The 13,146-nt window shown below is 59.3% G+C and carries 14 protein-coding genes; 6 read left to right on the plus strand and 8 right to left on the minus strand.

Features of this window, described 5'->3' with window-relative positions; genetic code table 11:
- Positions 1-3 precede the first annotated feature (3 nt).
- Positions 4-552: a cupin domain-containing protein gene (locus CRP02_RS05360; protein ID WP_003510910.1), complete on the minus strand. Its 549-nt coding sequence runs from the start codon at positions 550-552 to the stop codon at positions 4-6.
- A gap of 146 nt (positions 553-698) precedes the next feature.
- Between CRP02_RS05360 and CRP02_RS05365 the strand changes: the two genes are divergently transcribed.
- Positions 699-2,033 carry an aspartate aminotransferase family protein gene (locus CRP02_RS05365; protein ID WP_003510911.1) on the plus strand — a complete coding sequence of 445 codons (1,335 nt, stop codon included), beginning with the start codon at positions 699-701 and terminating at the stop codon, positions 2,031-2,033.
- A 143-nt stretch (positions 2,034-2,176) separates the two neighbouring features.
- Complete coding sequence (locus CRP02_RS05370) at positions 2,177-3,997, plus strand: methyl-accepting chemotaxis protein (protein ID WP_097170481.1); 1,821 nt, start codon at positions 2,177-2,179, stop codon at positions 3,995-3,997.
- 111 nt (positions 3,998-4,108) lie between these two features.
- On the opposite strand, the gene CRP02_RS05375 is transcribed toward CRP02_RS05370, so the two are convergent.
- The 4 genes from CRP02_RS05375 to CRP02_RS27465 all read right to left on the minus strand — a co-directional run bounded on the left by CRP02_RS05375 (position 4,109) and on the right by CRP02_RS27465 (position 7,291).
- A complete protein-coding gene (locus CRP02_RS05375) occupies positions 4,109-4,894 on the minus strand; it encodes a L,D-transpeptidase (RefSeq protein ID WP_035251547.1) in 786 nt (261 codons plus the stop codon).
- A 19-nt stretch (positions 4,895-4,913) separates the two neighbouring features.
- The gene (locus CRP02_RS05380; RefSeq protein WP_174002972.1) at positions 4,914-5,969 is read right to left on the minus strand and encodes a L,D-transpeptidase family protein; all 1,056 of its coding nucleotides are present in this window, start codon (positions 5,967-5,969) and stop codon (positions 4,914-4,916) included.
- Between the two features lie 156 nt (positions 5,970-6,125).
- Complete coding sequence (locus tag CRP02_RS05385) at positions 6,126-6,911, minus strand: SDR family oxidoreductase (RefSeq protein ID WP_097170482.1); 786 nt, start codon at positions 6,909-6,911, stop codon at positions 6,126-6,128.
- Positions 6,908-7,291: a hypothetical protein gene (locus tag CRP02_RS27465; protein ID WP_065662589.1), complete on the minus strand. Its 384-nt coding sequence runs from the start codon at positions 7,289-7,291 to the stop codon at positions 6,908-6,910. Before CRP02_RS27465 ends, CRP02_RS05385 begins: the two co-directional genes overlap by 4 nt.
- Positions 7,292-7,388: 97 nt before the next feature.
- Here CRP02_RS27465 and CRP02_RS05395 point away from each other — a divergent pair, with 97 nt between their 5' ends.
- Positions 7,389-7,964 carry a DNA-3-methyladenine glycosylase gene (locus CRP02_RS05395; RefSeq protein WP_097100467.1) on the plus strand — a complete coding sequence of 192 codons (576 nt, stop codon included), beginning with the start codon at positions 7,389-7,391 and terminating at the stop codon, positions 7,962-7,964.
- Positions 7,965-7,967: 3 nt separating this feature from the next.
- Here the strand turns inward: CRP02_RS05395 and CRP02_RS05400 are convergent, their stop codons facing one another.
- The 3 genes from CRP02_RS05400 to CRP02_RS05410 form a co-directional block, all read right to left on the minus strand.
- The gene (locus CRP02_RS05400) at positions 7,968-8,126 is read right to left on the minus strand and encodes a hypothetical protein (protein ID WP_034501930.1); all 159 of its coding nucleotides are present in this window, start codon (positions 8,124-8,126) and stop codon (positions 7,968-7,970) included.
- 230 nt (positions 8,127-8,356) lie between these two features.
- Complete coding sequence (locus CRP02_RS05405) at positions 8,357-8,554, minus strand: hypothetical protein (protein ID WP_003510923.1); 198 nt, start codon at positions 8,552-8,554, stop codon at positions 8,357-8,359.
- A 173-nt stretch (positions 8,555-8,727) separates the two neighbouring features.
- Positions 8,728-9,741, minus strand: coding sequence for a substrate-binding domain-containing protein (locus tag CRP02_RS05410; protein ID WP_003510924.1), 1,014 nt, complete (start codon positions 9,739-9,741; stop codon positions 8,728-8,730).
- A gap of 268 nt (positions 9,742-10,009) precedes the next feature.
- Here CRP02_RS05410 and CRP02_RS05415 point away from each other — a divergent pair, with 268 nt between their 5' ends.
- From CRP02_RS05415 to CRP02_RS05425, 3 genes are all read left to right on the plus strand, one after another.
- Positions 10,010-11,275, plus strand: coding sequence for an ABC transporter substrate-binding protein (locus CRP02_RS05415; protein WP_003510925.1), 1,266 nt, complete (start codon positions 10,010-10,012; stop codon positions 11,273-11,275).
- 64 nt (positions 11,276-11,339) lie between these two features.
- Complete coding sequence (locus CRP02_RS05420) at positions 11,340-12,314, plus strand: carbohydrate ABC transporter permease (protein WP_065662588.1); 975 nt, start codon at positions 11,340-11,342, stop codon at positions 12,312-12,314.
- The gene (locus tag CRP02_RS05425) at positions 12,311-13,144 is read left to right on the plus strand and encodes a carbohydrate ABC transporter permease (protein ID WP_003510927.1); all 834 of its coding nucleotides are present in this window, start codon (positions 12,311-12,313) and stop codon (positions 13,142-13,144) included. The genes CRP02_RS05420 and CRP02_RS05425 overlap by 4 nt, the downstream gene beginning before the upstream one ends.
- Positions 13,145-13,146: the final 2 nt, after the last annotated feature.

Raw genomic sequence — 13,146 nt, forward strand, 5'->3', positions numbered from 1 at the left:
GAATCAGAAGGTGGGTGGCGTGCAGGCACTGATGACCTCGCACGGCACTGGACCAACGCAGCGGAAGCGGTGCGGCCTCCGGCTTTCGAAATAATAGGCATCCCCCGGCCCGAGCACCCGCCGCTCCTCGTCGACCGTCACCTCCAGACGCCCGGAGAGGATGATACCCCCCTCTTCTCCATCGTGGACCAGTGGCACCTTGCCGGTATCGGCACCCGGCTGGTAACATTCCTTCAGGATTTGCAGGCTGCGACCAAAAACATTTTCGCCCACCTGCCGGAAGGATATCGGCCCCTTGCCGATTTCGACCAGTTCATCCGCGCGGTAAAATGCCTTGCGGCTGGTCTCCGGCTCGTAGGCGAAAAATTCGGCAAGGCCGATCGGTATACCGTCGAGAATGCGCTTCAGCGCGCCGACGGACGGGTTGGAGGTGTTGGATTCGATCAGGGAAATCGTCGAATTGGTAACGCCGGCGCGTCTTGCCAGTTCACGCTGGGAAATATTGTGACGCAGCCGCAAATGGCGCAAACGCCCGCCTATATCCACCGACATGCGTGATCCCCCGTTGCCGTTGTTTGAAATATCGAAAACTACCTTTCCCGCCTATAACATTTTCAATGGCTTGGCCACAGCGAGAAAAGGGCTTGTTCAGCCCGGAAAATAGCTTTCAATCACCGGCACCGAACAGGAGCACCGTTATGGACAACCCCAACCGATCCAACTCCACCTCACTCGACAGCTACTGGATGCCATTTACCGCCAACCGGCAGTTCAAGGCCAATCCCCGCCTGCTGACGAGCGCGGAGGGCATGTATTACACCAGCAATGACGGTCGTCAGGTTCTCGACGGCACAGCTGGCCTGTGGTGCGTCAATGTCGGCCATGGCCGCCACCAGATTGCATCCGCCGTCAAACACCAGCTTTCGACCATGGATTATGCGCCCTCGTTTCAGATGGGCCATCCCGTCGCCTTCGAATTCGCCGAGCGGCTGGCGGAAATCGCGCCCGGCCCGGAGGGCGCGAAGCTCGACCGCGTTTTCTACACCGGCTCGGGTTCTGAATCAGTCGATACGGCGCTGAAGATTGCCATCGCCTATCAGCGCGCCATCGGTCAGGGCACCCGCAGCCGCCTGATCGGCCGTGAGCGCGGTTATCACGGCGTCGGTTTCGGCGGCATCTCCGTTGGTGGCCTTGTCAACAACCGCCGTGTTTTCCCGCAAATCCCGGCCGACCACCTGCGTCACACCCACGATCTGGCGAAAAACAGCTTCGTAAAGGGCCAGCCCGAGCATGGTGCTGAACTGGCAGACGATCTGGAACGGCTGGTTGCCCTGCATGGGGCCGAAACCATCGCGGCCTGTATCGTTGAACCGGTAGCCGGCTCCACCGGCGTGCTGGTGCCGCCGAAGGGTTATCTGGAGCGCCTGCGGGCCATCTGCGACAAGCACGGCATTCTGTTGATCTTCGATGAGGTCATCACCGGTTTCGGCCGTATGGGCTCGTCCTTTGCCAGCAACTACTTCGGCGTGACGCCTGACATCGTCACCACCGCCAAGGGGCTGACCAACGGCGCAATCCCGATGGGTGCGGTTTTCACCAGCCGCAAGGTGCACGATGCGTTGATGCATGGGCCGGACAACCAGATCGAGCTGTTCCACGGCTATACCTATTCCGGACATCCGGTTGCCTGCGCCGCCGGCATCGCCACGCTCAACATCTACCGCGACGAAGGGCTCTTTACCCGCGCGGCAGAAATGCAGGATGTCTGGCACGACGCGATCCATTCGCTGAAGGGCTTGCCCAATGTCATCGACATCCGCACCATCGGCTTCATCGCCGGCATCGAGCTGCAATCGCGTGATGGAGCTATCGGCGCACGCGCCTATGACGTTTTCGTGGATTGCTTCGAGCGCGGTCTGCTCATTCGCGTCACGGGCGATATCATCGCCCTTTCGCCGCCGCTTATCGCCGAAAAATCCCATTTCGACGATATCGTATCGATCTTGGGCGACGCGCTGAAAAGAGCGGATTAAGAGTATAAATCTCTAATAAATAAAAGGCTGCAATTTCTATTGCAGCCTTTTTGCATTTATCAAGGCCGCAACAAAAATAGATCATTTCTTAAGCATATTCTATTAATTTCCCGCAGTATAACCAACCGAGCGGGAATGGCCTCATGGCGTCGATTCAGAAAAAGATTATATTGGCAAGCATTGCAATATTTTCCATCACCGGAAGCGCGGCGGGGGTCGGCATCTGGGCGACGAATACGCTCAATCGCAATAGTACGGATGTATCGCGGTCCGCCGAGATACTTCACAATCATATGCGTGCCGACATGATGCACGATGCGCTGCGCTCAGACGTGCTGGCAGCCATTCTTTCCACGAATGATACGATGGGCCTGTCGTTCGACGCGGTAAAGGCTGACCTTGCCGAACATGAAGCCACTTTCCTTGAAGCAATGAAGCTAAACAAGGCGCTTACCGAAGGCACGAATGCCAAAGCCGTTATCGAGAGCGTTGAAAAGCCGCTTCAGTCGTATCTGGAAAGCGCCAAAACGGTGGTTGGCCTCGTCAACGCCGATCCGGGCGCGGCGACAAAAATGATTCCGGACTTCATGCGCCAGTTCACCACTCTCGAAACCGCGATGGAAACGGCGAGCGAACAGATCGACGCGCTTTCCGAAGCAACTGTCGCGGAAAGCCAGGAAACGAAAGCGGTAATCGAGCTGGTATTAAAAGGGCTGCTGGTTCTGGCGACACTCTTCTGCGTAGGCCTCTTTATCCTCACCCGCAAAACGGTAACCGGTCCAATCCTGCGCCTGTCGAAGACGATGGAAATCCTTGCCAGCGGCGACACGTCACAGCCACCTTCAGGCATCGACCGGAAGGACGAGATCGGCTCCATGTCCGGCGCGGTCGAAATATTCCGGCAGGCGGCGATTGCCAATCGGGCGCTCGAAGAACAGGCCGCAGCAGCCAGACTGCAGGCAGAAGCCGATCAGGCGGCCGCGCGGCAGCAAGCGGAGGACGATGCGTCTGAGCGGCTGCGCATCGCCACTTCCGGTCTTGCGACAGGACTGAAGCGGCTGGCATCGGGCGATCTGGCGTTTCAGCTCGATCAGGCCTTTGCCCCTCAATTCGAGGCCTTGCGTCACGATTTCAACAGCTCAGTGCGTCAACTCGGCGAAACGCTGTTCGCCATTTCCGATGGCATCAGCACGATTGACGGCAGCAGCCGGGAAATCGCCGCAGGTGCCGGCGATCTTTCCCGCCGCACGGAAAATCAGGCGGCGTCTCTGGAACAGACCGCAGCAGCGCTCGATGAAATCACGGTCAATGTTTCAAACGCCAACAAGCGTGCCGCCGAAGCGCGGCTCGCCGCCACCGATGCCAACCACAGCGCACTGAAATCTGTGGAGGTTGTCAGCCATGCGGAAGAGGCGATGCGTCGCATCGAAACCTCGTCCCGGCAGATCACCGGCATCGTCGGCGCCATAGACGAGATCGCCTTCCAGACAAATCTTCTGGCGTTGAATGCAGGCGTGGAAGCAGCGCGCGCCGGTGAAGCCGGCAAGGGATTTGCCGTAGTGGCGCAGGAGGTGCGCGATCTCGCCCAGCGCGCAGCAAAGGCCGCAAGCGAAATCCGCGATCATATCCGGCAATCCTCGACGGAAGTGGAAAGCGGCGTGAAACTGGTTCTCGACACCGGCACGGCGCTGAAGGATATCGGCGAGCGTATCGCCGGCATCGATCGCCATATGAACGCCATCGCCACATCGGCGACCGAACAATCGACCGGTCTTGCCGAAATCAACGCGGCGGTAAACTCCATGGATCACGCCACCCAGCAAAATGCGGCAATGGTGGAGCAGTCCACTGCGGCTTCTGCAATGCTCGCCGCCGAAACGGCAAAGCTGCGCTCGCTTGTATCGCGGTTCCGTCTGGAGATGGAAAGTGCCGGTAGCCGCGACGTTACCCGTCGCGTGGCCTGAGGTCGCTGCCGCAGATCGAGCCGGCAGCAGCAGTTATCGAAGCGCTGTGATTGCGCCTTCATTCACCAGCCATTTCCAGCCGCCCTCTCAGGCGGCTGGAAATTTTGTCTATCAATAGGTCTGCATTGGCTGCGACAGGCCATCGCCGACCACGCCGCCGCCATACTGCGCCACGGGCACGCCCGCCTGCCCGATAGGAACACCCTGCTGTGCCGGCCCGAGCGCCGTGACCACAATCGGCGTGCCATCAGGCACACGGTTATAGAGGTCGACAATATCCTGGTTCAGCAGACGCACGCAGCCGGAGGAAACCGACTTGCCGATCGTCCACCATTCCGGCGAGCCGTGCAGACGGTAGATCGTGTCCTTGCCGTCCTTGAAGATATAAAGTGCACGCGCACCGAGCGGGTTCTTGAGGCCCGGCTCCATGCCGCCGTTGCGGCCACTATAGGGTTCCAGCTCAGGCTGGCGGGCAATCATCTCGTCGGGAGGGGTCCAGCGCGGCCATTGACGCTTGTACTGGATAACGCCGCGTCCGGCCCATTCGAAGCCCGCGCGGCCGAGACCGACGCCGTAACGCATGGCCTGGTTGTTCTCGTAGGTGAGATAAAGGAAATGGTTGGCGGTATCGACCACGATGATGCCGGGACGCTCACCGGTGGGGTTTTCCACCATTTGCCGCAGGAACTGGCGCGGGATGCGCTTGTAGGGAATTTCCGGCAACGGAAACTGCTCGTCGGGCTTCGGACCGTACATCAGGGCATACATCGGGTCGTCGGCGGGGGCGGTTGGCCGTGTGGCCTCACGCGCGGTGGTGTTGCAGCCTGCAAGGCCGGCCAGCGCCAATCCGCCCGCTCCAAGCAGGAAACCTCGCCGGGTCGTTGTCGTGTCGTTCAATTGAAAAACCTCATCTGCGTCATCTTACGCTGGCAAAGGGATCTGCCAGCGCCGCCTCGGGGCGGCTTATAGGGTACTTCGTGCCGGAGACCTGCGATGCCATGGCCTTTGCGCCACTGGATTTCAGGATGGCACGGAAGCTCGGGTGCATGCCGCCGTCTACATACGCGCTGACCGGGGCAGAAGTTCCCTCGTTCATCGCGGCGGCAAATTTCTGTTGCTCTTCGGCCAGTTTCGACGCCACCAGCGGATCCGGCTGGTTTATCGCAGGTGGGCAGGCCGCCAGCGGATCGGCAGGCTCACCGCCGGCAAATTCGCTGTTAAAAACGTATCGCCGGCCGCAAACGGAAACCTTTGGCTGGCGGCGCGTCACCTCGAAATAGTCGTAGCCTTCCTTGAGCGTCTTCCAGAAGGGCATATTGGGATCGTCCCGATTCGCCACCATGTTCCGCGCGCTCATGCGGAAGGGATAGGCCTGAACCTGAAAGCGGTCCTGCCCGCCCTGCAAAGCGCGCGCCACCACCGCATAAATCTCGCCGACCTGTTGATCGGTCATCGCGTAACAGCCTGACGAAGAACAGGCGCCATGCACCATCAACGCTTCGCCGGTGTAACCAAGCGCCGATTCCAGCCGGTTGGGATAGCCAAGATTGAAGGAGACGTAATATTGCGAATTGGGGTTCAGCATGCCTGCAGAGACATGATAAAATCCTTCCGGCGCCTGCCGGTCGCCCGTCTTCATCTTCGGGCCAAGTTTTCCGGACCAGCGGCACATGGGATAGGTCTTGAGCAGCGCGTAGTTACCGGTCTTGTCGATCTTCCAGACCTCAAGCTCGCTTTCCTGCTTGAAAATGCGAACGAGAACCGGGCTTTCCGGGCGCATGCTCTTGGCAGACATCTGCGCCATCATCTTGGATGACAGCTTCGGCGGGTCCTTTTTGACGCTGTCGAGACCCATGGAGGTGCACGCGGCGAGACCGCCGCCGATCGCGACGACCGCAGCTATTCTCATTCCCGCTTTCACCTTGCGCCGCAGCCTCGCACTTGCGAAGTTCAGCAATGCATTCATACCCATGGATCGTTCTGCCCGCCCGATTTGCCCGCCTTTGCGGCAGAGGCTTAACTAGCGAAGGTGGCCATATGGCGGCAACCTCCCGCAAGGACAAAGTCTCGTGAACAGACGTTACCCATTCGTTAATCATACGCACACAAGCCTGTGATGGAACTGCCGCTACCGAAGAAGCCCCTGCCCGCCATCGATCCATACCGGCGTTCCGGTGATATGGCGCGACTGGTCGGATGCCAGAAAACCGATCAATGCAGCAACATCCTCGCTCGTCCCTGCAACCCCGCCGGTGACCGGAATGTCACCCGCCGGGAAACGGACTGGCACTTCGGTCCTGTCGCGCCCGCGTATGTCGGTATTTTCGTCAATCGCCGTTTCAATTTCGCCCGGACACACCGCGTTGACACGGATGCGATGACGCCCGAGCTCCAGCGCCAGTTGCTGGGCCATGGCAAGCTGCCCGGCCTTCGTCACCGAATAGGCGGTAGCGCCCGGCGAGTTGAAAGTGCGTGTGCCGTTGATGGAAGAGACGATGACGATGGAGCCGCCACCTGCCGCCTTCAGATGCGGCACACTGGCATGGATAGTGAGATAGGTGCCTCGCAGGTTGATGCGGATCGTATCGTCCCACTCCGAAGGCGTCAGCTCGTCAATCGGTGCCCAGACGCCGTTGACGCCCGCATTGGCCACCACGACATCCAGACGACCGAAAGCATTCACGAGCTCTGCAACTGAGTGTCGCATCGCTGCCTCTTCCGCCACATCGGCGACGAGGACCTTAGAAGCGCCGGATCCGGCAGAAATCTCATTTTCCACCGCCTGCAATTCAGATTCGGTACGGCCGAGAAGGCCTACGGAAAAGCCTTCCGCAGCCAGATGAAGGGCAGCAGCCCGGCCGATGCCGGAGCCAGCGCCGGTGACGAGGGCGACTTTACCATTGGTCAATGTCACAGCCCTCCTTTTCTCGACGCGATCGAGGTGACCGTCGCCGAGACGGGGTCGCTGGCCGGAAAACTGTCTTCCAGCCCCTCTTCCAGTTCCTCTTCAAGAATGTCGCGATCCTTCGATGTGCGGGCGCTCGCCTGACCGTGCGGGACTTCATCCTGCGCCGTGCCGAGAGCGGAAAACTGCGACGGAGCATCGGCGCCTTGACGCGTTCCGAATGCCGTCAGCTGAACCATCACCGCGCTCGCGCGTTTGATGGCCTCCGCATCGTCGACGCCATCAAGACCGTCGGCAAGGCGGACCGAGACCTGATCGCCGTCGCTGCCGACAAATTCCACGGAAATCACTCCGTTATCCCGTTTTACATAGGTCGTAGAAAGTTGCATGACATGCCCTCCGATTTGAAAAAGCATCGGCGCAATCCGATGCGACAACACACTGAAACCTGAATTCACAACGATGGCAGAGCAGAAGGGGTTCCAGATGGACCAGGCCTTGGGCCCGGAAATGCAGGAGCGCTTCTTTCAGCGCGATCCCGTTGACGTTGCCCGCGCCCTCATCGGCGTGGAATTCCGCGTCGGCAATACCGGCGGCATCATCGTGGAAACCGAAGCCTATCATCCTGATGATCCGGCATCCCATAGTTTCAATGGGCAGACCCCACGCACCAAGGCGATGTTCGGCCCGGCCGGCCATCTATATGTCTACCGGTCCTATGGCATTCACTGGTGCGCAAATTTCGTATGCGCTCCGGGCTCCGCCGTGCTTCTGCGCGCCATCGAACCCCTTACCGGCATAGACATGATGAAACTGCGTCGAGGAACTGACAAACTAAAACTGTTATGTTCCGGCCCCGGCAGGCTTTGTCAGGCCTTGGCCATCACCGGAGAAATGGACGGAGAACCGCTGGATCGCCCGCCGTTTTTCCTCCGTCTGCCAAAGGAGGCCGCTGCCGTTACCAGCGGCAGACGCATCGGCATCAGCCGTGCGCAGGATTATCCTTGGCGCTTCGGGCTTGAAGGCTCGGCCTTCCTCAGCAAGAAATTCGAACAGGCCTGAAACCTACAAGACCTTCGGCGGTCCGTCGTTTTCATCTGGATTGGGCGTTGGCGCCTCGTCCGGCAGCCTGTCGGGCTCCGGCTCTTTGACCGGCGGTATATCCGGCTGTGGCGGCACCGGCATTGGCGGGTCCGGATAGGGTTCAACGGGAACAGTTGGCATTGCAGCTCCTGATATAAACGCTTCGTCCAATGCGGAATCGAAATGCGTTTTCATCTGCTGGGACAACGCGAGAGCGCCGCCCCTCGTCAGGCGGCGCAACACCCAATTCGCCCATCGGTCAAATGCCGGTCAGGTCCCTTCGGTTTCATTGCACCGCCCTGTGGATTGTACAGGGCAAACGCAGGAAAACGCCGGTCAGTTCCGTTTTTTTGGGAAGCTTTTGCGAGGGCTCAGGCGAAACCGAGCGAGCTGCGGGAAATATCGCGGTTTTCGCAATAGTCGCGGGAGTGGGCCTCATGTCCGTGTTCGCGAGCGGTGGAACGGGTTAGTTCCGGGCTGGGTACGTTGAGCAGCGCATCGGCATAGGTGCCGGTTGCCTCCACGTCATCGATCACAGTCTGTTGTTGCGGCTTTAAAAATTCAAACATCGGTCACCTCCTTCAACACGTCCCCTCAACGCGCTGGCCCAGGTCCTGTTCCAAAAGGCCTGTGCAGCTTCGATTATACACGAGATGACACTGGCGTATAGGCGGTGAAAGACGAACGGCAATCAATTGACGTTCACAAAATGGAATGGAATCAGTGAGCTATGGCGACGAGCTCAGGCTGGACCGACCGATTCCCGCAAGATCAGTTCGACCGGCCACAATTCCTGAACCTCGCGGACGGGACGGCCGCCGACGATCTGCAGAAGCAGGTCCGTAACCCGCATGCCAGCCATGCGCATGGGCGAGCGGGTGGTGGAAAGCGGCGGCATCATGCTTTCCGGAGTGAGGTAAGGAAACACGTCGTCATGGGCGATGACGGACACGTCCTTGCCGATCACCAATCCCAGCTGGGTTGCCGCGCGATAGACGCCCTGCGCCGTCATCATCGCGCCGGCGACGAAGGCGGTCGGGCGCGGCGTCTGCTCCAGCAGCGAGCGGGCGAAACGGAAGGCGGCATCTTCGCTGAAATGCTCGCTCATCATGAGGCGCGGATCAGGCGTGATGCCATGGGTCGCCAGCGCATCGCGAAAACCCTGTTCGCGGTCCTGCACGAATGTACGGCCTGTCGGGCCGTTGATCATCGCGATGCGACGGTGGCCACGTTCCAGAAAATGGATTGTCGGACGATACGTCACATCATGATTGTCGATATCGAGCCAGGCGTGCTCGAACGCCGTCTTCGAGCGGCCATGCACGATAAAAGGCACGCCCAGGCGATTGAGCAGCGCGATGCGCTCGTCCTCCGGACGCGGCGAATGCACGATTATGCCATCCACCCGTCCGCTCGAGGCCAGCCGGCTGAAAATCGCCAGCTCTTCCTCAATGTTATTGTCGACGGTGACGCTGACGAGAATATCGGTCTCTTCGCCTTCCAGCCGCGTCGCCATGCCGCCCATGAATTCCGAAAAGAAATGCCCGCCGCCCGAACGGCCCATCACGACACCGATCGCGCCGGCCCTGCCTGTTGCCAGCCTGACCGCGTTGGCATTGGGCCGGTAGCCGTATTTCAGCGCAGCATCCATCACCCGCTGGCGCGTTTCTTCACGCACCTCGGGATAGCCGCCAAGCGCGCGGCTGACGGTTGTGGGCGACAGCCCGACCTTTTCTGCGAATTCCTTGAGCTTCATGTTTTCTGCCAATTTGCTCCTGCATGCGTTGCCGCCGCAGATTTTTCAAGCGGACAAAAATTGAAATCGCTTTCAATTTATTCCCACCTGAAACCTTACAGTTCGCCATTTCGAAAGGCAAACCCTACGTAACAACATCCGAAGATGCCTAATTTCCACGCCATAAGAAAGAGTATTGACAGATTTGTCGGCTTTTGCGAACTTCACACCAGTCAAAAGCGCTTTCAATTTTGAGGATGATTGAAAGCGTCAACGGAGGAGTTTGACAATGAATATTTCCATGAAGACTTTGTTGCTGTGTGGCAGCGTGCTGTCTGCGGCAGTTTCCGCGCAGGCGGCCGAACTTTCCATCGCCGCCAACTCGACCGGCAAGAACATTGCATTTTTCAAGGAGCGGATCGCCGCCTTCGAAAAAGAGACCGGCCACAAGGTCAATCTCGTCACCATGCCGTCATCGTCCAGTGAGCAGTTCAGCCAGTACCGGCTATGGCTTGCCGCGGGTAACAAGGATGTCGACGTCTACCAGACGGACGTGATCTGGGCGCCGCAGCTCTCCGACCAATTCGTGGACCTGACCGAAGCGACGAAGGATGTCATCGGCGATCATTTCCCCTCCATCGTGGCGTCGCAGACCGTGGACGGCAAGCTTGTCGCCATGCCGATGTTCACCGACGCGCCCGCACTATTCTACCGCAAGGACCTTCTTGAAAAATACGGCAAACAGCCGCCCAAAACCTGGAAGGAACTGGGCGAGACCGCCAAGGAAATTCAGGACAAGGAGCGCACAGCCGGGCAGAAAGACCTGTGGGGCTTTGTCTTCCAGGGCAGCGCCTATGAGGGCCTGACCTGCAACGCTCTGGAATGGATTGCGTCTGCCGGTGGCGGCCATATCGTTGAGACCAACGGCGACATCTCCATCAACAACGAGAAAGCCGCAGCCGCGATTGAAGCCGCCAAGGGCTGGGTCGGCACCATCGCGCCGCAGGGCGTGCTTGCCTATAAGGAAGAGGAAGCACGCGGCGTCTGGCAGACCGGCAATTCCGTCTTCATGCGCAACTGGCCCTATGCCTATGCGCTTGGAAACGGTGCCGACAGCGCCATCAAGGGCAAATTCGGCGTCACGCCGCTGCCGGCCGGTGAAGAGGGTGCGGCACCCGCCTCAACGCTCGGCGGCTGGAACCTCGCCGTTTCGAAATATTCCGACGATCAGGAAGCTGCCATCCAGCTCGTGAAGTTCCTCGCATCGAAGGATACCCAGAAGATGCGTGCGATCCAGCTTTCCAACATGCCTACGATCGCCTCGCTTTACGACGACAAGGATGTCGCGGACGCACAGCCTTTCATGCCGACATGGAAGCCGATTTTCCAGACCGCCGTTCCACGCCCCTCCGCCTCGGCGAAGGTGAAATACAACGAGGTTTCGGCCAAATTCTGGGGTGCCGTGCACAACACGCTCTCCGGCAACGGCACGGCGGCGGAAAACCTTGAGCTCCTTGAAGTCGAACTGACCGATCTCAAAGGCAACGGCTGGTAATCCGGCTCGTGTGGGAAACGGTCTCGCCTGAGCGTTTCCCACACCCCAACTGCGAGATATCCCCATGAACGATACCGCCCTTCAAAGACCGGTCGCGGCATCCGGCACCGGCTCCGATCTTCAGTCGGAACGCCTGAAATCCGCATGGCTGTTCCTTGCCCCCACGTTTCTGGTACTTGCGATGGTGGCCGGCTGGCCGCTGGTGCGCACCGTCTGGTTCAGCCTCACCGACGCGTCGCTGACCAATCTCGACGGCGCACAATTCGTTGGCTTCAAGAACTACCTCACCTGGATCACGCTCAGCAGCGGCCGCACCATCTATCGCGGCCTGCTGGCGGATCCCGCCTGGTGGGGCGCGGTTCTGAACACGCTGAAATTCACCATCCTTTCGGTCAGCTTCGAAACCGTTCTCGGCCTTATCGTTGCGCTGGTGCTGAACGCGGAATTCAAGGGACGCGGCCTCGTGCGCGCCGCCATCCTCGTTCCATGGGCCATTCCCACCATCGTCTCGGCGCAGATGTGGGCGTGGATGCTGAACGACCAGTTCGGTATCTTGAACGACCTGTTCCTCAATCTCGGGCTGATCTCCCACAAGATCGCATGGACAGCCAATCCGGACACTGCAATGGTCGCCGTGCTGATTGTCGATATCTGGAAGACGACGCCCTTCATGGCGTTGCTCATTCTCGCCGGCCTACAAATGGTGCCGAAGGACATGTACGAGGCGGCGAAGGTGGACGGCATCCACCCCGTCAAGGTGTTCTTCCGCGTCACCCTGCCGATGATCCGGCCAGCACTCATGGTTGCCGTCATCTTCCGTATGCTGGATGCGATGCGCGTCTTCGACCTCATCTACATTCTGACGCCCAATAACGCCCAGACCCGCACGATGTCGGTGCTGGCGCGTGAAAACCTGTTCGATTTCGACAAGTTCGCCTATGGCGCAGCCGCTTCCACCATGCTGTTCCTCATCATCGCCTCGATAACAGTCGTTTATATGTGGCTCGGGCGCGTCAACACAGATGGAGCTTCGCGATGACCCTGCCAAGCATCCTGAAAACCACCGCCTTTTATGCGCTGGTCGCCGTCATCATGGTGATTTCGGTATTCCCGTTCTATTACGCGATACTGACCAGCCTGAAATCCGGCTCAGCGCTGTTCCAGGTGAACTACTGGCCGCGTGAATTCTCGTTGACCAATTACAACTTCGTCATCGGCAACGGCACGTTCCTGCGCAATCTCGGCAATTCGCTGTTCGTTGCATCTTCAGTCGTCGTACTGTCGCTGTTCCTTGCGGTAACGGCGTCCTATGCGCTGGCCCGTGTCCGTTTCCGGGGCCGCTCGCTGCTTCTGCTCACCATCCTCTCGGTTTCGATGTTTCCGCAGATCGCCGTTCTCGCCGGCCTGTTCGAACTTATCCGCTGGGCTGGCATCTTCAACACGCCGCTCGCGCTGATCTTTTCCTACATGATCTTTACCCTGCCCTTCACTGTCTGGGTGCTGACGACATTCATGCGCGACCTGCCGATCGAAATCGAGGAAGCGGCAATCGTCGATGGCGCAACGCCATGGGTCATCATCACCCAGGTTTTCATGCCGCTGATGTGGCCGGCGCTCGTCACCACAGGGCTTCTCGCCTTCATTGCGGCTTGGAACGAGTTCCTCTTCGCGCTCACCTTCACCTCATCGAACGAACAGCGCACGGTTCCGGTCGCCATCGCACTTCTTTCGGGCGGTTCGCAGTTTGAAATCCCCTGGGGAACGATCATGGCGGCCTCCGTCATCGTCACCGCCCCGCTCGTCGTCCTCGTTCTTATCTTCCAGCGACGCATCATTTCCGGCCTCACCGCCGGCGGCGTCAAAGGCTAGGA

Origin of the sequence: Rhizobium sp. AN5 (assembly GCF_900215255.1) — a bacterium.
In the GTDB taxonomy this organism is placed as follows: domain Bacteria; phylum Pseudomonadota; class Alphaproteobacteria; order Rhizobiales; family Rhizobiaceae; genus Agrobacterium; species Agrobacterium tumefaciens.

Excerpts from the sequence above, each read along its gene's own strand:
- CRP02_RS05360 (WP_003510910.1), bottom strand. The coding sequence starts at position 552 with ATGTCGGTGGATATAGGCGGGCGTTTGCGCCATTTGCGGCTGCGTCAC.
- CRP02_RS05365 (WP_003510911.1), top strand. The coding sequence starts at position 699 with ATGGACAACCCCAACCGATCCAACTCCACCTCACTCGACAGCTACTGG.
- CRP02_RS05370 (WP_097170481.1), top strand. The coding sequence starts at position 2,177 with ATGGCGTCGATTCAGAAAAAGATTATATTGGCAAGCATTGCAATATTT.
- CRP02_RS05380 (WP_174002972.1), bottom strand. The coding sequence starts at position 5,969 with ATGGGTATGAATGCATTGCTGAACTTCGCAAGTGCGAGGCTGCGGCGC.
- CRP02_RS27465 (WP_065662589.1), bottom strand. The coding sequence starts at position 7,291 with ATGCAACTTTCTACGACCTATGTAAAACGGGATAACGGAGTGATTTCC.
- CRP02_RS05395 (WP_097100467.1), top strand. The coding sequence starts at position 7,389 with ATGGACCAGGCCTTGGGCCCGGAAATGCAGGAGCGCTTCTTTCAGCGC.
- CRP02_RS05400 (WP_034501930.1), bottom strand. The coding sequence starts at position 8,126 with ATGCCAACTGTTCCCGTTGAACCCTATCCGGACCCGCCAATGCCGGTG.
- CRP02_RS05405 (WP_003510923.1), bottom strand. The coding sequence starts at position 8,554 with ATGTTTGAATTTTTAAAGCCGCAACAACAGACTGTGATCGATGACGTG.
- CRP02_RS05410 (WP_003510924.1), bottom strand. The coding sequence starts at position 9,741 with ATGAAGCTCAAGGAATTCGCAGAAAAGGTCGGGCTGTCGCCCACAACC.
- CRP02_RS05415 (WP_003510925.1), top strand. The coding sequence starts at position 10,010 with ATGAATATTTCCATGAAGACTTTGTTGCTGTGTGGCAGCGTGCTGTCT.
- CRP02_RS05420 (WP_065662588.1), top strand. The coding sequence starts at position 11,340 with ATGAACGATACCGCCCTTCAAAGACCGGTCGCGGCATCCGGCACCGGC.
- CRP02_RS05425 (WP_003510927.1), top strand. The coding sequence starts at position 12,311 with ATGACCCTGCCAAGCATCCTGAAAACCACCGCCTTTTATGCGCTGGTC.